Genomic DNA, 25,019 nt, shown 5'->3' on the forward strand with positions numbered 1-25,019 from the left:
CCCTCATCCCGGTCGAGGACTTCTGTACGACCCCGGTCGCCACGGACGGATCGATCTCGCCGGACGGCACGAAGATCGCCTACCTCGCCCCGGAGCGGGGTCGGCTCAACGTCTGGATACGTGGCGTCGGCACCGACGACGACGCCGTCTGCGTCACCCACGACCACCACCGGGACGTCCACAGCTTCCACTGGACGGACGACCCGCGCTGGCTGCTCTACACCCAGGACGGCGACGGCGACGAGAACTGGCACATCTTCCGGGTCGACCTGGCGAACCCGGACGCTCCGGCGGTGGACCTCACGCCCTTCCCCGGCGTCCGCACCATGGACTTCTGGCAGCCGGGCGGCCTGCCGGGCACCCTCGTCGCCGCGCTGAACCAGCGCCGCCCGGACCAGTTCGACGTCCACCGCATCACCATCGCGACCGGCGAGCACACCACGCTCGCGGAGAACCCCGGCCACATCGGGGGCTGGCTGTGCGGACGGAACGGGGAACTGTTCGCGACCGTGGTCCCCCCGGCCGGGGGCCACGAGATCCACTCCTGGGACGCGGCCACCGGCACCTCGCGGCTGATCGCCGCCTACGAGGGCGCCGATCTGCCGATGGGCCTCACCCCGAGCACCGTCACGCCCGACGGAACCGGCATCTGGCTCGGTTCCAACAAGGGCAGCGACCTCATCCGCCTGACCCGGCTCGATGTCGCCACCGGCGAGGAGACGGTGGTCGACAGCCACCCCACGTACGAGCTCGACACCCGCAGCGGGGTCAACGAGATGTTCCCCTCGCCGCTGATCCTCGACGAGAGCACCGGGGAGATTCGCGGGCTCCGCTATCTGGGCGAGCGTCAGGTCATCCACGCGCTCGACCCGCACTTCGCCGCCGTGTACGAGCGTCTGTCCGCGCTGTCCGAAGGTGACCTGGCCGCCGTTTCCTCCGACGCCGAGGGGCGGCGCTGGGTGGTGAGCTTCACCCACGACACCGACCACGGCGTCACCTACTTCTATGATCACGAGACCGGTGAGAGCCGTGAACTCTTCCGCCCGTTCCCGCACCTCGATCCGGCGACGCTGGCGGAGAAGCGGCCGGTGTCCTTCATCTCCCGCGACGGGCTGAAGGTCCACGCGTACCTGACGCTGCCGGTCGGTGTCGCGCCCAAGCGACTGCCGCTGGTGCTGCTCGTGCACGGCGGGCCCTGGTTCCGGGACGCCCCCGGCTACGAGCCGCGGGTGCAGCTGCTGGCCAACCGCGGCTACGCCGTCCTCCAGGTCAACATGCGCGGCTCATCCGGCTACGGCACGGCCTTCACCCGCGCCGCCATCGGCGAGTTCGCGGGCCGGATGCACGACGACCTCATCGACGCCGTCGACTGGGCGGTCAGGGAGGGCTATGCCGACCCGGAGCGCGTGGGCATCTTCGGCGGCTCCTACGGCGGCTACTCCGCCCTGGTCGCGGCCACCTTCACCCCGGGTGTCTTCGCCGCGTCGGTCGACCTGTGCGGCATCTCCGACCTGGCGAACTTCATCCGCACCCTGCCGACGTTCGCCCGCCCCCTGATCGGCAACAACTTCCTCACCTACGTCGGCGACCCCGAGGTGGCGGAGGACGAGGCCCACATGCGGGCCCGCTCACCGATCACCAAGGTGGACCAGATCCGCGCCCCCTTGATGGTCATCCAGGGCGCCAACGACGTCCGGGTGGTGCAGGCGGAGTCCGACCTCGTGGTCGAGGCCGTACGCGCCCGCGGGGTCGAGGTGGAGTACCTGGTCAAGGCCGATGAGGGCCACCGCTTCCAGAACCCGGAGAACCTCATCGACGTGTACCGGGCCGTCGAGGGCTTCCTCGCCCGCCACCTGGGCGGCCGTCAGCACGAGAACAGCCCGCCCCCCCAAGCCAACTGACAGCACCGCAGTTCCCCCCACTGAGCAAGGAGCGCACCATGTCCCGTCCACGTGTCACACGGAGCACCACAGCCCTGGCATTGAGCATCGCCACCGTCCTCGGACTCACCGCCGCCRYWTGGCGCTCCTCGCGCCCGGCCCGGCCGGGCGCGAGGAGCGCCATACCGGTTCCGACGATCGACTGGAAGTCCTGCGGGAAGCCCGAGCTGAACGACTTCCAGTGCGCGACCACGAAGGTGCCCACCGACTACGACCACCCGCGCGGCGCGACGACCACGATCGCCCTGACCAGGCTCCGCGCGACCGACCCCGGCAAGCGCATCGGCTCACTGTTCGTCAACCCGGGCGGCCCCGGCGGCTCCGGGGTCGACTTCGTGCAGGGCACGGGCAAGATCGCGTACGACCCGGCCGTGCGCGCCCGCTTCGACATCATCGGCTTCGACCCGCGCGGTGTCGGGGCATCGGACCCGATCACCTGTTTCACCAGCCCCGAGAAGGAGAACGCCGCGCTGGCCAAGGCCACGCTTTTCCCCTTCACCAAGGCGCAGGAGAAGCCGTTCGAGCGCCGCATTCTGGAGGTGCCGAAGGGGTGTCTGAAGCAGTCACGGGAGAAGATCGAGCACGCCTCGACGGCGAACGTCGCCCGGGACATGGATCTGCTCCGCCAGGCCGTCGGCGACAAGAAGCTCACCTACGCGGGCTACTCGTACGGCACCTTTCTGGGCGCCACCTACGCCAAGCTCTTCCCCGACAACGTGCGCGCCATGATGTTCGACGGCACCGTCGAGCCGGAGGGCTACACGGGAGCCAATGGTGACAAGCGCTCGGTGGTGACCCGGACCGGCCAGGGCTGGGCGTCCAGCCGCACCTACGGCGAGTTCCTGCGGCTGTGCAAGGAGGCGGGCCCGGCCCGCTGCTCGCTGGCCAAGCTGGGCGATCCGAAGCAGGTCATGGAGCGGACGCTCCAGCGCCTGAAGACCCGTCCGGTGACGGTCGACGTGCCCGGCGGGGCGCCGATCGAGATCACCTACCAGTACGCGGTCGAAACGCTCTTCACCGGGATGTACACCCCGGTGAAGTGGAACGTTCTGGCCGATGTGTTCGCGGCCGTGGCCACCGCCGGTGACCGCATCAAGCAGCCGACGGCCGGGGTGAGCGCGTTCCTGCGCATCGCGCGGGACAAGAAGTTCGCCTCCAAGGGCGAGACGCTGGCGAGCCTGTGCGTCGACACCCGCAACCCGAAGAGCACGAAGGGCTTCCCGGCGGAGGCCGACGCCGCCAAGGGCCCCCACTTCGGCCGCTACCGCGCCTGGCAGGGCATTTCCTGTTCGGTCATCGGCAATGAGGACCGCGACGCCTACAAGGGTGGCTGGAAGCAGAAGGTCAAGGCACCGGTGATGGTGGTCGGCACCCGCTTCGACCCGGCGACGCCGTACGAGTCCACCCGGCCGTTCGCCAACCACTTCCCCAACGCGCGCGTGGCGACCCTGGAAGGCTGGGGCCATGGCGGCACCCTCTTCCAGAGCCTGTGCATGAACCGGCTTGTCGGGCAGTATCTCGTCGATCTGAAGGCGACGGACGGGGCGAAGTGCAAGCCCGACCTTCCGCCGTTCACCCTGGCGCTTCCCCAGGGCAGGTGATCCCGCCGTCCGCCCCGGTGCGCGCCGCTCGGCACGCACCGGGGCGGACGTCGGCTCAGCGCAGGGTGCGCACGAAGACATCGCCGATCAGGTTGTTGTCACCGGGCACCAGGCCGGGGTAGTAGGAGTCGAAGACGGCCGTCGACTCGTCCGCGCTGAGCGCCGCACGGCCCACGGTGACGGGCCTGCCGTCCTGACCCGGCGAGAGCAACTCCTCATGACCGGTGCGCACATCGCGCAGGATCAGGCCCAGGGAGACGTGGTGGGCGTCGGCCGTGTTGAGGAGCAGCTTCGAACCGTCCGCCGACAGGTCCGACACCAGGGTGACATCGGTGGGGGAGTGGCCGTCGTAGCGCTGAAGCGTGCCGGTGCGCAGATCGCGGACGAAGGCGTTCCAGGACGTACTGGTGTCCCCGTTGGGGTCGGTGCCCGGGACCAGGTTCGTGGCCACCGAGTTGAAGCCGACCTTGGAGCCGTCGTCGCTGAGCACCGGGGCCAGCGCCGACCTGTCGGCCGGTGCCCCGTCGTGGGTGACATCGGCCTGCACGGTCTTGCCGGTCACACGGTCGTACACCAGGATGTCCGCCTTGTCGTCGTCCGACGGCCCCGTATAGCCGACCTGATAGGCCACCTTGCGGCCGTCGGCACTCAGGGAGATGTCCTGGCAGCCACGTGCCGTGGACGGTCCCGCCCGCCACAGCCGCTGACTGCGGCGGTCCAGGAGCATGATCCGGCAGCGGGTCACCCCGTTCTCGTCGGCGGCGGTCCTGGCGACAAAGGCGAGGTAGCGCCCGTTCGCGCTGAGCGGGGCGGCGCCGTAGTAGGCGCGATAGCCTCCCGGAAGGGCGGGCGCCACGGGTTCGATGTGCCCGGTGCGCAGATCCATCACGTGTACGGAGTACTTCTGGCTCGGGGCCGAGTACGAGGTGAACGTCATGTGGTGCCCCGAAGCGGACACCCTGGGCGCCATCGTCGACTCGCCCGGCAGCACCACACGCTTCAGGGGCGCACCGGGAGCCGTCCGGTAGAAGACGTTGTTGGGCATGTCCGTCCCGGGCACCAGGTTGGTCGCCGAGGACATGAAGGCGACCACCCGCCCGTCCGCGCTGACCGTCGGATCGACCGAATGGTGATTGCCGCCGGTGCCATCGGGTGCGACGGAGATGCGTTCGGTGCGCGGAGCCTGGTCGCCGCTCGACGCCCACGCGGGAGAGGCGAGACAGGTGAGGACGGCCGCGAGGCCGACGGACATGCGGATCTTTGACGCGGGTCTCATCAGGTGGTTCCCCCTTCGGCCCGAGGACGGCCACCGCCCCCCTCAAGCCCTCGTGAAGCCCTCGTGACCGGTGCCGAGTGGAGCCCCGGCACCGCAGTGCGCGGGACTCACGCGATCCAAGCGCGAAGCGCGGAGCCGGTCAATGCATCGGCAGGCGACTTTCCGACGGGCGGGCTCCGGGTAACTTCTTCTGATGGTGCATGCCGACGCCGCCCGCACCGGGCACACCGCGCGGCGCCGTCCGGGACGCCCCGCAGGAACAATCAGGGGCATGCAGGAACAGCCAGGAACAAGCAGGGGCAAGCAGGAACAGGTGGGAGCCGCACGACATGACCGACCCGACGCGGGACCCCCGTTTCCTCCAGGACCCCTACCCCGCCTACGCGGCCCTGCGGTCGGTCTGCCCGGTGCAGCCCGTACCGGACGGTTCCGGCGGACGCCCCGGCTACCTGGTGACTGGGCACGCCGAAGCCCGCCAGGCCCTGGGAGACGCCCGGCTCTCCAAGGACACGGCCGCCTTCTTCGCGGGCAAGGAATCAGGGCGCCGCCTGCACCCCGCGGTCGCCCACACCATGCTGGCCACCGACCCGCCCCAGCACACCCGGCTGCGCAAGCTGGTGACCAGGGAGTTCACCACCGGGGCCGTCGAGGCGCTGCGCCCCTTCATCGCCCGTACCGCCGAAGAACTCCTGGACGACTGGCCGGTCGGCGAGCGGCTCGACTTCGTGACGGGCCTGGCGCTGCCCCTGCCGGTGGTCGTGATCTGCGAGTTGCTCGGCGTCCCGCACGCCGACCGGGGAGAGGTGCGGGGGCTCTCCGCGCAACTGTTCTCGGCGGGGGACCCCGATGCCGTCGACGCCGCCTCACACGCGCTGGCCGACTATATGACGGGCCTCATCGCCGCCAAGCGTCTGGCACCCGGAAACGCCCTCCTCGACCGGCTCATCGTGGCGCGTGACGCCGACGACGGCCTCAGCGAGGAGGAACTCTGCTCCCTGGCCGTGCTGTTGCTGCTGGCCGGTCACGAGACCACGACCAACTTGCTCGGCACCGCCGTCCTGGCCCTGCTGGAACACCCCCGCGAGCTGGATCGTCTGCGACGGCGTCCCGAGGAGATCCCCGCCGCGCTGGACGAGCTGCTGCGGTACGACTCGCCGGTGGCCACGGCCACCTTCCGGTACACCACGCAGGCCCTCACCCTCGGCGGCTGCGACATCCCCGCAGGGGTCCCGGTGGGCATCGCCCTGGGGGCGGCCAACCGGGACCCGGAGCGGTTCGCGTCGCCGGACCGGCTCGACCTGGACCGCGACGCCGCCGCCCATCTGGCCTTCGGCCACGGCATCCACCGCTGCCTGGGCGCGGCTCTCGCCAAGACCGAGGCGGACATCGCCCTGCGAGCAGTCCTGACCCGCTTCCCCGGCCTCCGCCTGGCCGTCCCGCCGGATCAACTGGAGTGGCGGCGCACCCGGTTGGTACGCGGTCTCGCCGCGTTGCCCGTATCGACGTGAGCGCGGTCCCCGTTCGCCCTCGGACGCCGGACGATACCGCCGTCGGCGATGGCAGGATGATGCTGCTGTGGCAGACTGCGCGGCCCAACCGTTCCGCCGTAGCAACGGAGTAGGCCATGACCGCAGGCGCACCCAAGCAGACGATCCAGACGATCGACACCAGCAGCCCGCATCCTGCCCGCGTCTACGACTGGCTGCTCGGCGGCAAGGACAACTACCCCGTCGACGAGGCGGTCGGCGAGAAGCTGCCGCCGGAGGCGAAGGACGCCGCACGGCAGAACCGCGCGTTCATGCACCGCGCGACCGCGTGGCTCGCCACCCAGGGCGTGGACCAGTTCCTCGACATCGGCACCGGAATCCCCACCGCACCGAACCTGCACCAGATCGTCCAGGAGATCGTGCCCTCCGCGCGCGTCGTCTACGCGGACAACGACCCCATCGTGCTGCGTCACGCGGAGGCCCTTCTGGTCAGCCGCCCCGAGGGCATGACCGACTACATCCAGGCCGACGTCCGCGCCCCGCTCGAGATACTCGAACACGCACGCACCCTGCTGGACTTCGGGCGCCCGATCGCCCTCTCCGTCATCGCGCTCATGCACTTCCTGCCCGACGAGCAGGACCCGTACGGCATCGTGCGCACCCTGGTCGACGCCCTGCCCTCAGGCAGCCATCTGGTCCTCTCCCACGCCTCCTCCGACCTCTTCCCGGAACTCTCGCGGCAAGTCACCGCGGAGTACGCGAAGGGCGGCATCCGGCTCGGCTTCCGCACCCGCGCCGAGGTCGCCCGCTTCTTCGACGGACTCGACCTCGTGGAACCGGGCCTCGTGACGGCCCCCGACTGGTTCAACGGCACCCCGCGTCCGGACGCGGAGAGCAGCGGGATCTACGCGGCGGTGGCCCGCGTCCGGTGACGGGTGGTCCTGTGTCTACGGCCGAGATACCGCGGCCACACAGCGCGACCGGCGACCCGCGCAGGGTCACGCCGGAAGTCGGGACGTGGAGCGGTGCGCGACAAGGCACCGTGAAGCGTCCTGGATGGCCTCCTGGCGCCTTTTTGGACATCTGATGCAGGGGGGATAGCCTCTCCCTTCATGCGAGGCGCAGGGAGGCTTCTGAAGGCCTTCCGGCCTCTGTGGTCAACGACGCCTCCGGTATGTTGTGCAGCGCCCCGGCAGGCACTCCGGAGGGCGCCCGGCAGCCAACGGCCCCCGGCCCGCCCGCTTTAGGGGTCCCCGTCAGGCTGCCGTGCCTGTCTTCGCCAGCTGTCCGGCCGCTTCCGCACCTCGGCGCCGCCTTCGCACCGCAGTGCGCGAGCGCGGTCCGCCCTGCCCGAAAGAGAGCATCCGTGACCACCTACGAGACCCCGACCGTCTCCGGCGTCCCCGCTCCCCAGCTCCCGGGGCATGCGGAGGCGGCGGCGTACGACGCGAACGCGATCACTGTCCTGGACGGCCTGGACGCCGTGCGCAAGCGGCCCGGGATGTACATCGGCTCCACGGGGGAGCGGGGCCTGCACCACCTGGTGCAGGAGCTCGTGGACAACTCCGTGGACGAGGCGCTCGCGGGGGTGGCCGACCGGATCGACGTGACGATCCTGGCCGACGGCGGGGTGCGGGTGGTCGACAACGGCCGCGGCATCCCGGTGGGCATGCACCCGGTGGAGAAGCGCCCCGCCGTCGAGGTGGTGCTGACCGTGCTGCACGCGGGCGGGAAGTTCGGGGGCGGCGGATACGCGGTCTCCGGCGGTCTGCACGGGGTGGGCCTTTCGGTGGTCAACGCGCTGTCGACCCGGCTCTCGGCGGAGATCTGGACCGACGGCCACCGGTGGACACAGGACTACAGGGACGGCGCTTCCGTCGCCCCGCTGGCCCGGCACGAGGCCACCTCCCGTACGGGCACCTCGCTGACGTTCTGGGCCGACGGCGAGATCTTCGAGACCACCGAGTACTCCTTCGAGACGCTGGCCAGGCGCTTCCAGGAGATGGCCTTCCTCAACCGGGGGCTCACCCTGACGCTCACCGACGAACGGCCCGAGGCGCGCGCCACGGCCGCGGCGGACGAGGCCGACGCGGACCCGGCGGCCAAGACGGTCTCCTACCGCTACGACGGCGGCATCACCGACTTCGTCGCCTACCTCAACGCCCGCAAGGGCGAGCCGGTCCACCCCTCGGTGATCACCATCGCCGCGCAGGACATGGAGCGGCTGCTGTCGGCCGAGGTCGCGTTGCAGTGGAACGGCCAGTACACCGACAGCGTGTACTCCTACGCCAACGCCATCCACACCCACGAGGGCGGCACCCACGAGGAGGGCTTCCGTACGGCCTTGACCACCGTGGTCAACCGCTACGCGCGGGAGAAGAAGCTGCTGCGGGAGAAGGACGCGAACCTCTCCGGCGAGGACATCCGCGAGGGCCTGACGGCGATCATCTCGGTCAAGCTCGGCGAGCCGCAGTTCGAGGGCCAGACCAAGACCAAGCTCGGCAACACCGAGGCGCGCACCTTCGTGCAGAAGGTCGTCCACGAGCACCTGAGTGACTGGTTCGACCGCAACCCCAATGAGGTCGCGGACATCGTGCGCAAGGCCATCCAGGCGGCCACGGCCCGGGTCGCGGCCCGCAAGGCGCGTGACCTGACCCGCCGCAAGGGCCTCCTGGAGACGGCGGCGCTGCCGGGCAAGCTCTCCGACTGCCAGTCCAACGACCCCGCGATGTCGGAGATCTTCATCGTCGAAGGAGACTCCGCGGGCGGCTCGGCCAAGTCCGGCCGCAACCCGCAGTACCAGGCGATCCTGCCGATCCGCGGAAAGATCCTGAACGTGGAGAAGGCCCGTATCGACAGAATCCTGCACAACCAGGAGGTCCAGTCGATGATCTCCGCGTTCGGTACCGGCGTGCACGAGGACTTCGACATCACCCGGCTCCGCTACCACAAGATCATTCTGATGGCGGACGCCGACGTCGACGGACAGCACATCAACACCCTGCTGCTGACCTTCCTGTTCCGCTTCATGCGGCCGCTGATCGAGAGGGGCCACGTCCATCTCTCCCGCCCCCCGCTGTACAAGATCAAGTGGAGCCGGGACCAGGTCGAGTACGCCTACTCCGACCGCGAACGCAACCTGCTCCTGGACCGGGGCCGTGAGGACGGCCGCCGTGTCAAGGACGACTCCGTCCAGCGCTTCAAGGGCCTTGGCGAGATGAACGCCGAAGAACTGCGCGTCACCACCATGGACCCCGACCACCGGGTCCTCGGCCAGGTCACCCTCGATGACGCGGCCGTCGCCGACGACCTCTTCTCCGTGTTGATGGGCGAGGACGTCGAGGCCCGCCGCCACTTCATCCAGCGCAACGCCAAGGACGTCCGCTTCCTGGACATCTGACGCCGTGCCCCCTCAGGGCTCCGGCTCCACCGAAGCGCCCGAACCGGGCCGCGCCGCCTCTACCCTCTGTAGCCCACACCCAGTAGCCCAGACCCAGTAGCCCACACCCTGTTGCCCAGGAGAGCACCGCGTGAGCACACTTTCCGCCCCGGCCGCCGGCAGCCGCCCGCAGGACGGCTCCGACTACACCGCCCGGCACCTGATGGTGCTCGAAGGGCTCGAAGCCGTACGCAAACGCCCCGGCATGTACATCGGATCCAGCGACAGCCGCGGTCTGATGCACTGCCTGTGGGAGATCATCGACAACGCCGTCGACGAGGCCCTGGCCGGAGCCTGCGACCACATCGAGGTCATCCTCCACGACGACGGCTCCGTGGAGGTCACCGACAACGGCCGCGGCATCCCCGTGGACACCGAGCCCCGTACCGGCCTGTCCGGAGTCGAGATCGCCTACACCAAGCTGCACGCGGGCGGAAAGTTCGGCGGCGGCTCCTACGCCGCCTCCGGTGGCCTGCACGGCGTCGGCGCCTCGGTGGTCAACGCGCTGTCCGCGCGCCTGGACATCGAGGTCGACCGCCACGGCCGCACGCACGCCATCAGCTTCCGCCGCGGCACACCCGGCACCTACACCGGCCCCGGCTCCAGCGCCGCCTTCACCCCGGGCCAGGGCCTGCGCCAGACCGCCAAGGTCCCCAGGAACCGCACCGGCACGCGCGTGCGCTACTGGGCGGACCGGCAGATCTTCCTCAAGGACGCCAAGCTCTCCCTGGAGACCCTGCACCAGCGGGCCCGTCAGACGGCGTTCCTGGTGCCGGGCCTGACCATCGTGGTGCGGGACGAGTTCGGGCTCGGCGACGGCGGCAGCAAGGGCGAGGAGTCCTTCCGGTTCGACGGCGGCATCAGCGAGTTCTGCGAATACCTCGCGGGCGACAGGCCGGTCTGCGACGTCCTCCGCTTCAGCGGACAGGGCACCTTCAAGGAGACGGTCCCGGTCCTGGACGAGCACGGCCAGATGACGCCCACCGAGGTCACGCGGGAACTGGGCGTGGACGTCGCCCTGCGCTGGGGAACCGGCTACGACACCACCCTGCGCTCCTTCGTCAACATCATCGCCACCCCCAAGGGCGGCACCCACGTCGCCGGTTTCGAGCAGGCCGTCGCCAAGACGATGAACGAGGCCTTGCGCGCCAAGAAGCTGCTGCGCGTCGCCGAGGACGACATCTTCAAGGACGACGCCCTGGAGGGCCTCACCGCGGTCGTCACGGTCCGGCTCGCCGAGCCGCAGTTCGAGGGCCAGACCAAGGAGGTTCTCGGCACCTCGGCGGCCCGCCGCATCGTCAACGCCGTGCTCAGCAAGGAGCTGAAGGGGTTCCTGACCTCCACCAAGCGGGACGCCGCCCAGCAGGCCCGTGCGGTCATGGAGAAGGCCGTCGCCGCCGCCCGTACGCGGATCGCGGCCCGTCAGCACAAGGACGCCCAGCGCCGCAAGACGGCCCTGGAATCCTCCTCGCTGCCCGCCAAGCTCGCCGACTGCCGCAGCGACGACGTGGAGCGCAGTGAACTGTTCATCGTCGAGGGGGACTCCGCCCTCGGCACGGCCAAGCTGGCCCGCAACTCCGAGTTCCAGGCCCTGCTGCCGATCCGCGGCAAGATCCTCAACGTCCAGAAGTCCTCCGTGGCGGACATGCTGAAGAACGCCGAGTGCGGCGCGATCATCCAGGTCATAGGGGCAGGCTCGGGCCGGACCTTCGACCTCGACGCGGCCCGCTACGGCAAGATCATCATGATGACCGACGCCGACGTCGACGGCTCCCACATCCGCACCCTGCTCATGACTCTCTTCCACCGGTACATGCGGCCCATGGTCGAGGCAGGGCGCGTCTTCGCCGCTGTGCCGCCCCTGCACCGCATCGAGCTGATCCAGCCCAGGAAGGGCCAGGACAAGTACGTCTACACGTACTCCGACCGTGAGTTGCGCGAGACGCTCCTCGACCTCCAGAGCAGGAACATCCGGTACAAGGACTCCATCCAGCGCTACAAGGGCCTCGGCGAGATGGACGCCGACCAGCTCGCCGAAACCACGATGGACCCGCGCCACCGCACCCTGCGCCGGATCAACCTCACCGACCTGGAAGCCGCGGAAGGCGTGTTCGACCTGCTGATGGGCAACGACGTGGCACCCCGCAAGGAGTTCATCACCACCTCCGCCGCCACGCTCGACCGGTCCCGGATCGACATCTGACCATCACGCCCACCGGAGCGGCCACGGCCCGCCGCCTGCCGCGTCGCCGGTCTCGTCGGCGCCGGGGCAGGCGGCGGGCCGTTTTCCATGACCGTGAGGGCGCGGGGCACAGTCATGACGGGCGCACAAAGTTTCGGGCCGTCATGCCGTGCTCCATACACGGCATTTCAAATCCGCCTTGGCTTTATCCCGTGCTCGGCGGCTACACTTGAGCGAGCCCGAGCTCTTCCCGCATGTCCGAAATTGCTGCCTCGTGCCGCCTCGGTTAATGCGGGAACGGGGGTTGTGTGTTTGATCTTTTGTGGGTCGGGCCGGGTCACGCCGGGCTGGTAAAGCGATGGTTGATTAATCTTTTACCTCACCTTGGGTGGCGGCGTCGGCCTCTTCCCCTGGTGTCCGGAGAGGCAAACGGCAAATCTCGGCCATCCTGCACGTCGTATGAGCGGTGATCACCTTCACGTCTCCGTGCGGGGATCGTGAAGAAAAGGCCGCTCAAAGGGCATGTGTCAGTGGCTCATGCACGGCCTGAAGGCGCATGGCGTTAACCTAAAGATCGCTCGGTCGAAGCGGCGTGTCTCAGACATCCCCAGGCCACGCCGACTTGGTTGTCCTGACGACGGAAACGGGAGACATCATGATCGCGTCTGGTCAGACAGCCTCGAAAGCTGCGGGTTGTGGTGCCACTTCGGTGCGGTCGACGGCGGGCAAGGTGCCCCCTGTTGACGGCAGGGATTCAAGACACGTCTCGTATCTCGGTCCCGAGGTCTCGGCCGAGCGGACCAGGCTGGAGATTCCGCATGATCTCTCCCTGGAGGCATGGTGCCGCCTCGGCGGACGGATCCTCGCGGTATCCAATTCCTCGGCCTGGTGGATCGGTGACTGGCTGGTGTTCGGCCAGAACCAGTACGGCGACCGATATCGTCGGGCGATGAGGGAGACCAAGCTCGACTATCAAACGCTGCGGAATTACGCATGGGTGGCGAGGAAATTCGAGCCGTCTCGCCGGCGAGACAGTCTTACCTTCCAGCATCACATGGAAGTGGCCGCTCTCTCGGAGGCGGAACAGGACCACTGGCTCGACTTCTCGGTACGCCTGAACTGGTCGAGGAACGAGCTGCGCAAGCAGATCCGGGCAAGCATGTCGGCCGAACAGGATGATCTGCGGCGCCAGGTGCAGCTCAGCCTCCAGCTGGACGAGTTGCGTCTGGAGCGATGGCGCGAGGCGGCACGGCGAAGCAATCTGACCCTGACGGAATGGATCTCCCTCGTCGTCGACGAAGCCATCTGACCGGGCGCGCATCGCGGCCTCTCGAAAGCCTCTTGAGAGCCCCCCGAGCCCCGCCTCGCGCCCACGCCGGGGCGAGGCCTTCACGTCCGCCGCATCGAAGTCCGGCTCCCGGGTGGTGACTTCCGACCGGTCGCCGAGTGTGCGGCGGCCCGGTCCGGCATCGGCATCCTGCCGTGCCCGCAGGCTCACCCGCCCGGGCGGTCCCGCGTGTCAGGACAGCCCCACCCGGCCGGGCACCGTCGACGCGCTTGAGGTTGCGGCTGCCGCCCGTCGACCGCCGCTCGAATATCCCGATGCCGGGGTTTACGGGCCCGCTATCGATCGAGACATTGTCTTAGAATCGAGCGGGAAAGATCAGGAATGGGTTCGCCGCAGATCACCTTCGAGCCACGTCGAGCGGAATCAGTGATTCCGAATACCGTGGAGATGTGCATACGTCAGGAATGACGGTGATCGTTCTGGACGCGGGCCACATGGGTCGTTGAGCAAGCAAGCAGAGCTGAGCCTGGCCGATATCTGCCGCCGATCAAGGGTGCTCTACGCGCGCTGATCCGGGGCCGGATCATCATGTCCGATGGGGGTCACATGATTAACGGGGGCGATGAGAGGGTCGCGCCGCTGTCGCTCAAATTAGGTGAGGCAGAAGAGCGCGTCCCGATCGATTCTCTGTTGCCGCCCTCCGAACTGCTGCGAACCGGCGAAAGCACCGAGCACATCCACAGGCTGGCCGAGACAGAGGAAAAGCTGCCGCCGATCGTCGTGCACCGCGAGACGCGGCGGGTCATCGACGGAATGCACCGGTTATGGGCGTCTCGATTCCGTGGCGACGAATCGGTCGAGGTCGTCTTCGTCGACGACTGCTCCCCGGCCGATGCCTTCGTCCTCGCGGTGGAGCTGAACCGTACGCACGGCCTGCCGTTGACGATGGCCGAGCGCAGGTCCGCCGCCACGCGGATCATGGATTCGCACCCGCACTGGTCCGACCGGAAGATCGCCAGGACCACGGGTCTGGCGGCCAGCACCGTGGCATCGCTGCGGGCACCGTCCATCGCGGGAGCGGCCGAGCGCAGGACCGGCCAGGACGGCCGGAGCAGGCCCACCGACGGCACGGACGGACGGCAGCGCGCCTGCGACCTGCTGACCCGGAACCCGAACGCCTCGGTCCGCGAAGTGGCCCGCACGGCCGGGATCTCCGTGGGCACCGCCAGCAATGTGCGCGCCAGGCTGCGGCGGGGCGAGCCGGCCATCACCGCCCGACAGCAGGCGGCCCTGAAAGCACGCCCGGTGATGGCGACGCAGCGGACCGCTCCGGACTACAGTCGCGTGTTGCAGAGCCTGCGCAAGGACCCCTCGCTGCGGTTCACCGACGTCGGCCGACGCCTGCTCCGGCTGCTCGACGGCGCCGCCCCGGGTGGCGTCGAACAGATCGCCCAGATCGCGGACAGCCTGCCCGAGCACTGCCGCGTCACCGTGATCGACATGGCCCGCGAGTGCGCCGCCGCATGGCAGCAACTGGCCGACCAGCTCGCGGGACGGGACACGGCCTGAGGGGAAGAGGCGGTCCGGTCGGAGTGGCCGCGGAACGTTCAACTGCTCGAATCGGGCAGTTGAACACCGCCTCTCCGTCGCCGTCGGGTGCCGACGGCGACGGAAAGCACGTAGCCAGATAAACGCGTATTCACGTGCTCGCGTACCCGTAATGCGGGCCTGGTCATAAATGCCTGGTCATATAGTCCCTGGCCGTCGTGGCGGTGCGGACTTCCTTTCGATGCAAGGTGTTCAAGTGCGGAGTCAGGCGCTTTACGGCGGTACCGAGGAGTGTTTGAATCGCTCGGTGCGTGACTCCTTTCGATAATCCGGCGCGTTGTGTTCCACTGGCGTGAGGAATTAATGGTGGTCCAACCATGGTGATATTCAACAGGGGGCGGTGTGCGCGACAAGGGGCTGAGCAGAGCTTTTAGCCAACAGACGGCACCGGGCACGCTGTCCGAACTGTGGGAGCGGACAGTACGCGGTCGGCCAAGCAGCCCGGCGATCGTCTCGAACGGCGACATCCAGTCCTACGAAGAGGTGAATGCCCGGGCGAACCAGCTAGCCCGGCTGCTCCTGCGTGAAGGTGTGGGCCGTGGCTGTCTGGTGGCACTGGCGCTGCCCCGGTCCAGTGCCATGGTGATCAGCGTGCTGGCGGTGGCCAAAGCCGGGGCGGCGTTCCTGCCGGTGGACGCCGGCCACCCGCCGGAGCGGATCTCCTACCTGCTCGCCGATGCCGCGCCCGCGCTGCTGTGCACCACGGAGGCCGCCGCCCCGAAGCTGCCCGCCGACGGGGACGTACCCCGGCTCGTGCTGGACTCGGACCAGCGGACCGCCACGCTCGACGCACTGCCCGACACCGATCTGACCGACGAAGAGCGCGGCGGCCCGCGCACCGCGACGGACCTGGCCTACGTGATCTACACCTCGGGCTCGACGGGCCGTCCGAAGGGCGTGGCGGTGACCGGCGCCGGTCTTCCCGCGCTGGCGTCGGCCAAGGTGGCCGCGATGCGGGTCACCGGGGACAGCCGGGTGCTGCAGTTCGCGTCGCCGAGCTTCGACGCCTATCTGACCGAACTCCTTGCCGCCTTCACCGCGGGAGCCACCTTGGTCGTGCCGGGACCGGACACCCTGGCCGGTGACCCCCTGAAGAGGGCCCTGCACGACGGCCGGATCAGCCACGCGGTGCTGCCGCCCGCCGCCGTCGCGACCGTCTCCCCGGACGCGGCACCCGACCTCCGCGTGCTGGTGGTGGCCGGTGAGGCCTGCCCGCCAGGGCTGGTCGAGCAGTGGGCGCCGGGACGCATCCTGATCAACGCCTACGGCCCGACCGAGTGCACCGTGTGCGCGACCATGACCGGCCCGCTCAACCCCCACGACGAGGTCACCATCGGCAGGCCGATCCCCGGCGTGTCCGTGCACATCCTCGACGACCGACTGCGGCCCGCCGAGGCCGGAGAGACCGGCGAGCTGTATCTCAGCGGGCCCGGGCTGGCGCGTGGCTACCTCAACCGGCCCGACCTGACCGCGCAACAGTTCGTGGCCAACCCCTTCGCGGGCGGCGGCGAGCGGATGTACCGCACGGGCGACCTGGTCTCCCAGCGGCCCGACGGCGACCTCCTGTTCCACGGCCGGACCGACGACCAGGTCGAACTGCGCGGATTCCGCATCGAGCTGGGTGAGGTGGAGTCCGTGCTCGGGCAACACCCGCTCGTGGCGCGGGCGGTGGCCGTGCTGCGTTCCGGTGCCACCGACGGGCCGCAACTCCTCGCCTATGTGGTGCCCGCGAACGGCACCGCACCCGCGGCGGACGACCTGCGTGAGCACGCGGGCCGCTTCCTGCCCGACTACATGGTGCCGTCGATCTACACGACCATCGACGCGATCCCGCTGACCCCCAGCGGCAAGACGGACCGAGCCGCCCTGCCGGAGCCCGCCACATCCGGCCGGGGCGCCGGTCAGGAACCCCGTACGGCCGCCGAGTGGCTCCTGTGCGACATCTTCCGCGACCTGTTCGACCCCGCGGAAATCGACGTGCACAGCAACTTCTTCGAACTGGGCGGGAACAGCATCCTGGCGGTCGACCTCATCCAGCGAGCACAGGAAGCCGGACTGATGATCTTGCCGAGAACCGTGCTCGACCACCCGACCATCGAGCGACTGGCCGCGATCGCGACCGCCGGGGAGTGAGAGATGACCACCCGTCCCACGGTGTCCCCCGACGAACTCGACCAGATCGACCTGGCCTCGCCGACCCTGCACGCCGAGTACGAACTCGGTGAGGTCTTCCGCCATCTGCGGGCCCACCATCCCGTCTACTGGCAGGAGCCCCGGGGCGAGCAGCCCGGCTTCTGGGTGATCAGCCGGTACGCCGACGTGAACGAGGTGTACAAGGACAAGGCGCACTTCACCACGGAACACGGCAACGCGCTGGCCACCTTGCTGACCGGCGGGGACTCGGCCTCGGGCGCGATGCTCGCGGTCACCGACGGCGTGCGCCACCACCAGGTGCGCAACGTGCTGTCCAAGGGCTTCTCGCCGCAGATGCTCGACCTGATCGCCCACTCGCTGCGGGAAACGGTGGACGGGCTGCTGCTCGCGGCGCTGGAGCGGGGCGAGTGCGACGCCGCGCCGGACATCTCGGCGAACGTGCCGCTGGGCGCCATCTGCGACCTGCTCGAAATCCCCCACGGCGACCGGAAGTACCTGCTCGGCCTGACCGCACACGCCTGGAGCACCGACTACGCCGACGAACCCCCCGAGGAGGGCTGGGTCGCCAAGAACGAGATCCTGCTGTACTTCAGCAAGCTCCTCAAGGAGCGCCGCGGCGGCGACCGGGACGACATGGTGAGCCTGCTGGCGAACTGCCGGATCGACGGCGACCCGCTCAACGCGGCCGAGCAGATGGCCAACTGCTACGGACTGATGATCGGCGGCGACGAGACCGGCAGGCACGCCATCACCGGCACGATCCTCGCGCTGATCGAGAACCCCGGCCAGTGGCGCGCCCTGAAGAACGGCGACGTCGACCTGAAGACCGCCACCGAGGAGGCACTGCGCTGGACCGTGCCGTCGCTGCACGGAGGCCGCAAGGCCACCGGAGACGTCGTCATCGACGGCCACCGGATCAAGGCGGGCGATGTGGTCAGCGTATGGATCTCCTCCGCCAACCGGGACGAGACCGTCTTCGACGCTCCGGACGCCTTCCGGCTCGACCGCACCCCGAACAAGCACTTCACCTTCGCCTACGGCTCGCACTACTGCCTCGGCCACTACCTGGGCCGGATGGAGGTCTACGCCGTGCTCGACGGGCTGCGGCGGCTGGTGGGCGACCTGGAGCAGATCGGCGAAGAGCGGTGGATCTACTCCAGCATCCTGCACGGGATGAGCTCACTGCCCATCAGGATCACGGCCTGACGACCGAAGGGGGGTGCACATGACGGGCACCGGCAACGCGGCCCACGCGGTAAGAGATCCGGTCGCCATGGTCACCGGAGGCGGCCGGGGCATCGGCGCGGCCACGGCCGAGCGACTGGCCGCCGAGGGCATGGCGGTGATCGTCGTGGACCGTACCGAGGAGCACACCGCCGCCACGGTGGCGGGCATCCGCGCGGCCGGGAGGCGGGCCACCGGCCTCGGCTGCGACGTCGCCGTGGAGCAGGCGGTGACGGTCGCGGTCGCCTTGGCCATCGAGGAGTTCGGCCACCTCGACGTGCTGGTGAACTGCGCCGGGGTCAACCAGGACCGGCTGCTGCTCACCATGAGCGAGCAGGAGTGGGACACGGTCCTCGACGTCAACCTCGGCGGCACCATGCGGTGCTCCTACGCGGTCGGTAGGCACATGCGCGAGCGAGGGCACGGCCGGATCGTCAACTTCAGCTCCGTGGCCGCACGCGGCAACGCGGGTCAGACCAACTACGCGGCGGCCAAGGGCGCGATCGAGGGGTTCACCCGTATGCTCGCGGCCGATCTGGGGCCCTACGGCGTGACGGTCAACGCGATCGCACCGGGCTTCGTGGCCACGCCGATGGTGGAGGAGTTGGCCGGACGATCCGGCGTGGACCGGGAGACGGTCCTGCGGGAGGCGGCGGCGGTCTCGGCCGTGGGCCGGATCGGGACGCCCGAGGAGATCGCCGCGGCGGTCGCCTTCGTCACCCGGCCGCAATCGGGCTACCTCAACGGGGAGACCGTCCACATCGAGGGCGGCCGACGATGAAGGGAGTCGCGGTCGTGGCGGGCGCGGGTGGCCACACGGGGCCCGCGCTCGCGCTCGGGCTCGCGGCGGCGGGCTTCGACATCGCCCTGCTGGACGCCGTTCCACTGGACACCGCCCGCACGGCGGCGGACAAAGTCGTGCGGAGGGTCGAGGAGTCCGGCAGACGGTGCGTCACGGTGGAGAGCGACCTGGCCGACATCCAGTCGGTGGGCGTCGCCTTCGGCCGGGTCCGCACCGCCCTTGGCGGTCCGGCCGTGCTGGTCATCTGCGTCGCTCCGGCTCCGGTGCCGGAGGGGCTGCCCGAGGACGCGTCCGCCGACGAACAGCGCTGTGCCGCGGTGCGGCGGGCGCTGCGCCCGGCGTTCGTGTGCTGTCAGGCAGGTGCGGGCCACTTCCTCCGCCACCGCCGGGGCAGGATCATCGTCGTCACCGAGCCGGACGGCGCGGGCGAGAGTGCCTGGCGCACCGCCCAGCCCGTACTGGCCGGACTGATCGGCTTCACCCGTAGCGCCGCACTGGAACTGGCGCGCTCCGGCAGCACCGTCAACCTCATCGCACCGGCCCACTGCGCGGCCGACAGCCGGGCCGCCCCGGCACGGCGACCGGCGGCCATCGGCGGCGCGGACGCCTACGCCGACGGCGTCGCACACGCGGCGCGGTTCCTGGCCGACGAGAAGGCCGCCGCGATCACCGGACAGGAGATCTACGTCGCCGCTCCCGGACCGGGAGCACCGCAACCGCGCGAAAGGTAGCCACTGGTGGCGAACAAGAACCACGGATCGGAGCACTACGTAAGCCGCATCCTCGACGAGGCGGCCCGGGACGGGCGGCGACCGGTCATCCGGTGGCGGGACACCGTGATCACCGGAGCGGAGTACCACCGGTCGGTGCTGCGGGTGGCGCGGGCACTGCGCGAGGCAGGCGTGGCACACGACCACACGGTGGCCGTCCTGACCCTGGTGAACAGCCCGTGGATGCTGATCGTCCGCCATGCCGCCCACCTGCTGGGCGCCTCGGTGGTGTACATCACCGGCGCCAACCACGGCACCGTGACCCACCACCTCCCCGTGGCCACCCGGGTCCGGATGCTGCGGGAAGCGGGCGCGTCGGTGCTGGTGTCCGACGAGCCCAGCACGCAGCTCGCCGAGACCATCCGCGAGAGGGTCCCGGACAAGCTGGTGCCGTGCGGCCTCGGCCATCCGGCGTCCGGCACCGTGACCGTCGACGGCAGGCCGGTCGAGGACGGACCCGCGGACTTCAGGCCCCAGGCACCCGAACGGTCCATGGTGCTCTACACCAGCGGCACCACCGGCCGGCCCAAGGGTGTGTGCCGGGTGTTCGCCTCATGGAACGCCGCCGTGCTGGCCGGAGGAACCCACCCCCGGCCCGCCTACCTGGCCATGACCGCGGTGAGCCAGACGGTCGGCGTCCTGGTCGACACCGTGCTCGCCGCCGGCGGGAGCGTGCTGCTGCGCGAGGGGTTCGACCCCGGCGACTTCCTGCACGACGTCGCCACCCACCGGATCACCCAGACGGTCATGGGCGTGGCGCAGGTCTACGCGATCCTCAACCACCCCGACCTCCGCACCGCCGACCTGTCCTCGCTGCGACAGCTGCTCTACCTCGGCTCCCCAGCAGCACCGGAACGCCTGCGGGAGGCGGCCACCGTACTGCCCGGCGTCCTGACCCAGTCCTACGGCTCCACCGAGGCGGGCCGCATCACGGTCCTCCGCCCGGCCGACCACGACCACCTCGAACTGCTGGCCACCGTGGGCCGGGCGATGCCCGGGGTCACCCTCGCCATCCGCGACCCAGAGACGGGACGCGACCTGCCGACCGGGCGGATCGGCGAGGTGGTGGTGCGCGGCCCGGAAACCATGGGCGGCTATGTCGCCGACCCCGAGCACACCGCCCGGGTGATCCGGGACGGCTGGCTGCACACCGGCGACTTCGGCTCCCTGGACGAAGGCGGCTATCTGCGGCTGTTCGGCCGGATGCACGACGTGGTCAAGGTCCAGGACACCCGCGTCAGCCCGACCGAGGTGGAGAAGGTGCTCGTCGGCTGTCCCGGTGTGGTGGACGCGTGCGTGTACGGCCACCGCGGCGCGGACCTGATCGAGGAGCTGCACGCCGCCGTCGTGCTCAGCACCGAGGACGCCCCGAGCTCCGACACCCTGCGCGACCACGTGGCGCGGGCCATGACCCCGACGCACGCCCCGACCCGTTTCGTGCGCTGGCGGCAGTTCCCGATCAACGCGAGCGGGAAGGCGGACCGGCTGCGGATCCGCGAGGTCAGCGCCGAGGCGAGCGGGCAGAGCCCGGACGTACTGGTGGACAGGTGAGGGAGGCCGACCGATGAGAGTGCTGTTCACGACGCTGCCGGGGATCGGCCACCTCTTCCCCATGGTGCCGCTCGCCTGGGCGCTCCAGGCGGCCGGGCACACCGTGCTGGTCGCCACCGACCGTGACTTCCTCCCGGTGGTGACCGGAGCCGGACTGCCCGGCGCCGCCGTCCTCGACCCGGTCGACCCGGTGAAGCTGTTCACACCGATCGGCCCGCCCGGCGGTCCGGTGAGCCCGGCGGAGTCCACCGGCCGCCGGTGCGCCGAGAACGGTATCCGCACCCTGCCCGCCCTGCGCGCGCTCCACGACGTATGGCACCCGGACCTGGTCATCGCCGAGCCCATGGAGCTGGGCGGGCCCGCCGCGGCGACGCTCGCCCAAGTGCCCTGGGTGCGGCACTCCTACGGCCTGATGCCGCCGGAGCCCCTGCAACACGCCGCGTCGACGGCCCTGAACGCCGAACTGGCGGCACGGGGACTGCCTTCGCTGGGTGCACCCGCCAGAACGATCGACGTGTGCCCCGACAGCCTCCAGCCCTCCGACACGGTGGCGGCCACACCCATGCGGTACGTGCCCTACAACGGACCGGCCGACGTGCCCGACTGGCTCCTCGCCGCGTCGGCCAGGCCCCGGGTCTGCCTCACCCTGGGCACGTCCCTGCCCCGGCGTGACCCGAAGGTCGCCCCGCTGTGGCGGCTGCTCCTCAAGGAACTGGTGGCCCTGGACCAGGAGGTGGTCATCGCCATCGACGAGCGCGACCGGCCGCTGCTCGGTCACCTGCCCGACGGTGTGCGCGCCGCACGCATCCCGCTGAGCAACCTGCTGCCGACCTGCACCGCGATCGTGCACCACGGCGGCTCGGGGAGCACCATGGCGGCGGCTTCGTTCGGCGTACCGCAACTGGTCGTCCCGCACTTCGCCGACCACTTCACCAACGCCGCCCAGATCACGGCCATCGGCGCGGGCATGAGCCTGCCGCACGACACCGACGACCCGGCGCGGATCGCGGCGGCCTGCGCACTGATCACCGGCGACGGCCCGCACCGCACCATCTCGGAGAAGCTCGCCGACGAGAACACGAGACGGCCGCAGCCCACCGAAGTGGCCCAGGACCTGGACTCACTCACGCGCGACCTGCCGCTCACCGGAAGACGACCGAAGGGGAAACGACGCGAGATGGGGCAATCACCCGAGACGGCCAGTGGGCGCACCGACCTTGAGCACGTCCTCGCCCGCCTGGAGAGGCTCCTTGACGAGGTGTGGGACCAGCGTCCGGCACACGCGGTCGTCTCGGCCACCGAACCGCTGGTGAGCCTGGGGGTGGACTCGCTCACGCTCGCGCTGCTGCTCGAGAGCGCGGGCAGGGAGTTCCACATCGACTGGACCACCGAGACCTCCGCGGGCGCGGCGACATCGTTGCGCTCCCTCGCTGATCTGGTGCTGCGGCGCAGCGGCGACGGCACCACCGCGGTCACCGAGGCGTAGGCGCGGCTGATGCGGACAACGGGCGTGTACATGAAGGGGATCGGCGTCTTCCGGCCCCGGACGGAGAGCGTCGGGGAAGCCGTGGAGCGTGGCCTCGTCACGCGGTACGCCGCCGACGCCTCCGGGATCACCGCAGTGGCCGTCGCCGGTGACGTCTCCCCTCCCGAAAGCGCACTGATCGCCGCCCAACAGGCCCTGAAAGGCAGCGGGCTGAGCGCCGATGACATCGGACTGCTGCTCTGCACGGGCGTCTGGCACCAAGGACCCGACGGGTGGGGACCGCAGTACCATCTCCAGCGGCACCTGCTGGGCGATGACCTGCTCGCCGTGGAGCTCAGACACGGCTGCAACGGCACGTTCAGCGCCATGGAACTGGCCGTCCCCTATCTGAGGTCCGCACCGCACATCGGCGGGGCCCTGATCACCGCGAGCGACAACTTCGGCACCCCGCTGATCGACCGGTGGAATCCCGGCGAAGGACTGGCCTACCTGGGCGACGGAGCGGGCGCGGTGGTCCTCGGCACCTCTCGGGGATTCGCGGAAGTGCTCTCCCTGTGCACCGCGTCCTTCTCCGCGATGGAGGAGGTCCACCGGGCCGGAGAGCCGCTCTTCCCGCCCGGTGCCACCACCGCGACCTTCCTGGACTACGGCGCCAGAGCCGCACGCTTCCAGCAGAAGGCGACCGACGACGGCACCTGGATACAACTCCTCCTGGGCCACCAGAAGCACAACGTGAAGTGCGTGAGCCAGGCACTCCACGAGGCCGGTGTCGAGGCGAGCGACATCAAGACCGTCGTGACCCACAGCATGCCGCGCCAGGCCGCCGCCTCCTACCTGAAGATCCTCGGGTTCTCGCTGGAGCGCTCGACCTGGGAGTTCAGCCGGACCACCGGCCATCTCGGCGCCGGTGACCACCTCGCCGCCCTGCACCACCTGCTGTCCACGGGTAAGACCGGCCCCGGCGACCATCTGCTGCTGTGCGGTTCCTCGCCGGGTGTGACCTACAAGGCGGCCGTCATCCGCATCCTCGACACCGCCGCCTTCACCGACCAGGAGGCCCGGCCCGATGGACTTTGACCTCAGCCCGCAGCAGCGCCGCCGGGCCGACCACATCCGCACGGGCGCCGGAAAGCTGCCGCCCACGGGGCCCGACGGCATCGCAGGGAGGGACTGCTGGCTGGCCGCGGCCGAACTCGGCATGACCGGTCTCTGCCTGCCCACCGAGTACGGCGGCGGCGGGCTCGGCGCCCTGGACACGGCCCTGTGCCTGGAGGCGTTCTGCGCCGGAGGCGCCGACACCGGCCTCGCCTTCGGGATCGCCGCACACCTGCTGGCCTGCGGCACCGTCCTGACCGACCACGCGGGCGACCCGGTACGGGCGGAGCTGCTGCACGGACTGAGCTCGGGCACGATGATCGCCGCGAACGCGATGACGGAGGAGGACGCGGGGTCGGACCTGAGCAGGCTCGCCACGACAGCCGTGGCCGACGGCGACCACTACGTCCTGAACGGAAGGAAGTCCTTCGTCAGCAACGCCCCGCTGGCCGACGTCTTCCTCACCTACGCCGCCACCACCCCGAGCGCGGGCTATCTGGGGATGTCGGTGTTCGCCGTTCCCAGAACCCTGCCGGGCCTGCGGGTCGGTGCCCCGCTGGCCAAGACGGGGCTCGACGGCTGTGCCGCCGCCCAGGTCGAGTTCACCGGCTGCGAGGTCCCCGCCCGCTATCTCCTGGGCCCGGAGAACCAGGGGAGCGGCGTCTTCCAACGCTCCATGATCTGGGAGCGCGCCTGTCTGCCCGCCCTCTACCTGGGTGTGATGGAGGTGCAACTGGACCGCTGTGTGGCGCACGCCAAGCACCGTCGCCAGTTCGGCCGCAGCATCGGCACCTTCCAGGCGGTCTCCCACCGGCTGGCCACCATGAAGCTGCGGCTCGAATCCAGCCGCCTGCTCCTGTACCGCGCGTGCTGGGACATCGACCAGGGCCACGCCGCGGCGGCCGAGAGCGCCGCTCTGGCCAAGACGGCGGTCGCCGACGCCGCCGTGGCCAACGCGCTGGACGCCGTGCGGGTGTTCGGCGCGCGGGGTTACCTCGCCGATGACGGGATCGGCCGGCAGCTCCAGGACGCCACACCGCTGCACATCTTCTCGGGGACGACGGAGATCCAGCGCGAGGTCATCGCCAGGAGCCTGGGGCTATGAGGGGGCGGAGC

At 70.0% G+C, this 25,019-nt stretch carries 17 protein-coding genes; 16 read left to right on the forward strand and 1 reads right to left on the reverse strand.

Annotated elements, in window-relative coordinates; genetic code table 11:
• Both AB8Z36_RS00920 and AB8Z36_RS00925 read left to right on the forward strand, forming a co-directional pair.
• Positions 1–1,901: S9 family peptidase (locus AB8Z36_RS00920; RefSeq protein WP_369211218.1), on the forward strand; the 1,901-nt coding region annotated here is incomplete at its 5' end.
• A gap of 38 nt (positions 1,902–1,939) precedes the next feature.
• Positions 1,940–3,541, forward strand: coding sequence for an alpha/beta hydrolase (locus AB8Z36_RS00925; protein ID WP_369211219.1), 1,602 nt, complete (start codon positions 1,940–1,942; stop codon positions 3,539–3,541).
• Between the two features lie 55 nt (positions 3,542–3,596).
• Here the strand turns inward: AB8Z36_RS00925 and AB8Z36_RS00930 are convergent, their stop codons facing one another.
• Positions 3,597–4,817: a hypothetical protein gene (locus tag AB8Z36_RS00930; RefSeq protein WP_369211220.1), complete on the reverse strand. Its 1,221-nt coding sequence runs from the start codon at positions 4,815–4,817 to the stop codon at positions 3,597–3,599.
• A gap of 329 nt (positions 4,818–5,146) precedes the next feature.
• Between AB8Z36_RS00930 and AB8Z36_RS00935 the strand changes: the two genes are divergently transcribed.
• From AB8Z36_RS00935 to AB8Z36_RS01000, 14 genes are all read left to right on the forward strand, one after another.
• Positions 5,147–6,325: a cytochrome P450 family protein gene (locus AB8Z36_RS00935; protein ID WP_369211221.1), complete on the forward strand. Its 1,179-nt coding sequence runs from the start codon at positions 5,147–5,149 to the stop codon at positions 6,323–6,325.
• Between the two features lie 116 nt (positions 6,326–6,441).
• Complete coding sequence (locus AB8Z36_RS00940; protein ID WP_369211222.1) at positions 6,442–7,236, forward strand: SAM-dependent methyltransferase; 795 nt, start codon at positions 6,442–6,444, stop codon at positions 7,234–7,236.
• A gap of 434 nt (positions 7,237–7,670) precedes the next feature.
• Positions 7,671–9,704: a DNA topoisomerase (ATP-hydrolyzing) subunit B gene (gyrB, locus tag AB8Z36_RS00945; RefSeq protein WP_369211223.1), complete on the forward strand. Its 2,034-nt coding sequence runs from the start codon at positions 7,671–7,673 to the stop codon at positions 9,702–9,704.
• Between the two features lie 130 nt (positions 9,705–9,834).
• Positions 9,835–11,946, forward strand: a complete 2,112-nt coding sequence (locus tag AB8Z36_RS00950; RefSeq protein ID WP_369211224.1) for a DNA gyrase/topoisomerase IV subunit B — start codon at positions 9,835–9,837, stop codon at positions 11,944–11,946.
• Between the two features lie 634 nt (positions 11,947–12,580).
• Positions 12,581–13,234 carry an LmbU family transcriptional regulator gene (locus tag AB8Z36_RS00955; RefSeq protein ID WP_369211225.1) on the forward strand — a complete coding sequence of 218 codons (654 nt, stop codon included), beginning with the start codon at positions 12,581–12,583 and terminating at the stop codon, positions 13,232–13,234.
• Positions 13,235–13,819: 585 nt separating this feature from the next.
• Complete coding sequence (locus tag AB8Z36_RS00960; protein ID WP_369211226.1) at positions 13,820–14,782, forward strand: streptomycin biosynthesis protein; 963 nt, start codon at positions 13,820–13,822, stop codon at positions 14,780–14,782.
• A 381-nt stretch (positions 14,783–15,163) separates the two neighbouring features.
• Positions 15,164–16,954 (forward strand): non-ribosomal peptide synthetase, encoded by a 1,791-nt coding sequence (locus AB8Z36_RS00965; RefSeq protein ID WP_369211227.1) that lies wholly within the window; start codon positions 15,164–15,166, stop codon positions 16,952–16,954.
• A gap of 3 nt (positions 16,955–16,957) precedes the next feature.
• Complete coding sequence (locus tag AB8Z36_RS00970) at positions 16,958–18,181, forward strand: cytochrome P450 (RefSeq protein WP_369211228.1); 1,224 nt, start codon at positions 16,958–16,960, stop codon at positions 18,179–18,181.
• Positions 18,182–18,200: 19 nt separating this feature from the next.
• The gene (locus AB8Z36_RS00975; protein ID WP_369211229.1) at positions 18,201–18,980 is read left to right on the forward strand and encodes an SDR family oxidoreductase; all 780 of its coding nucleotides are present in this window, start codon (positions 18,201–18,203) and stop codon (positions 18,978–18,980) included.
• Positions 18,977–19,732, forward strand: coding sequence for an SDR family oxidoreductase (locus tag AB8Z36_RS00980; RefSeq protein WP_369211230.1), 756 nt, complete (start codon positions 18,977–18,979; stop codon positions 19,730–19,732). Before AB8Z36_RS00975 ends, AB8Z36_RS00980 begins: the two co-directional genes overlap by 4 nt.
• Before the next feature lie 6 nt (positions 19,733–19,738).
• Complete coding sequence (locus AB8Z36_RS00985; protein WP_369211231.1) at positions 19,739–21,322, forward strand: class I adenylate-forming enzyme family protein; 1,584 nt, start codon at positions 19,739–19,741, stop codon at positions 21,320–21,322.
• 13 nt (positions 21,323–21,335) lie between these two features.
• On the forward strand, positions 21,336–22,808 hold the full coding sequence (locus tag AB8Z36_RS00990; protein WP_369211232.1) for a nucleotide disphospho-sugar-binding domain-containing protein: 1,473 nt from the start codon (positions 21,336–21,338) through the stop codon (positions 22,806–22,808).
• A 9-nt stretch (positions 22,809–22,817) separates the two neighbouring features.
• Positions 22,818–23,885, forward strand: coding sequence for a ketoacyl-ACP synthase III family protein (locus AB8Z36_RS00995; protein WP_369211233.1), 1,068 nt, complete (start codon positions 22,818–22,820; stop codon positions 23,883–23,885).
• Positions 23,875–25,008, forward strand: coding sequence for an acyl-CoA dehydrogenase family protein (locus AB8Z36_RS01000; RefSeq protein WP_369211234.1), 1,134 nt, complete (start codon positions 23,875–23,877; stop codon positions 25,006–25,008). The genes AB8Z36_RS00995 and AB8Z36_RS01000 overlap by 11 nt, the downstream gene beginning before the upstream one ends.
• Positions 25,009–25,019: the final 11 nt, after the last annotated feature.

This window comes from Streptomyces flavofungini (assembly GCF_041028215.1).
In the GTDB taxonomy this organism is placed as follows: domain Bacteria; phylum Actinomycetota; class Actinomycetes; order Streptomycetales; family Streptomycetaceae; genus Streptomyces; species Streptomyces flavofungini_B.

What these genes read in the sequence shown, in the direction of transcription:
- AB8Z36_RS00930 (WP_369211220.1), bottom strand. Translation starts at nt 4,817, where the DNA reads ATGAGACCCGCGTCAAAGATCCGCATGTCCGTCGGCCTCGCGGCCGTC.
- AB8Z36_RS00935 (WP_369211221.1), top strand. Translation starts at nt 5,147, where the DNA reads ATGACCGACCCGACGCGGGACCCCCGTTTCCTCCAGGACCCCTACCCC.
- AB8Z36_RS00940 (WP_369211222.1), top strand. Translation starts at nt 6,442, where the DNA reads ATGACCGCAGGCGCACCCAAGCAGACGATCCAGACGATCGACACCAGC.
- AB8Z36_RS00955 (WP_369211225.1), top strand. Translation starts at nt 12,581, where the DNA reads ATGATCGCGTCTGGTCAGACAGCCTCGAAAGCTGCGGGTTGTGGTGCC.
- AB8Z36_RS00960 (WP_369211226.1), top strand. Translation starts at nt 13,820, where the DNA reads ATGATTAACGGGGGCGATGAGAGGGTCGCGCCGCTGTCGCTCAAATTA.
- AB8Z36_RS00970 (WP_369211228.1), top strand. Translation starts at nt 16,958, where the DNA reads ATGACCACCCGTCCCACGGTGTCCCCCGACGAACTCGACCAGATCGAC.
- AB8Z36_RS00975 (WP_369211229.1), top strand. Translation starts at nt 18,201, where the DNA reads ATGACGGGCACCGGCAACGCGGCCCACGCGGTAAGAGATCCGGTCGCC.
- AB8Z36_RS00980 (WP_369211230.1), top strand. Translation starts at nt 18,977, where the DNA reads ATGAAGGGAGTCGCGGTCGTGGCGGGCGCGGGTGGCCACACGGGGCCC.
- AB8Z36_RS00990 (WP_369211232.1), top strand. Translation starts at nt 21,336, where the DNA reads ATGAGAGTGCTGTTCACGACGCTGCCGGGGATCGGCCACCTCTTCCCC.
- AB8Z36_RS00995 (WP_369211233.1), top strand. Translation starts at nt 22,818, where the DNA reads ATGCGGACAACGGGCGTGTACATGAAGGGGATCGGCGTCTTCCGGCCC.
- AB8Z36_RS01000 (WP_369211234.1), top strand. Translation starts at nt 23,875, where the DNA reads ATGGACTTTGACCTCAGCCCGCAGCAGCGCCGCCGGGCCGACCACATC.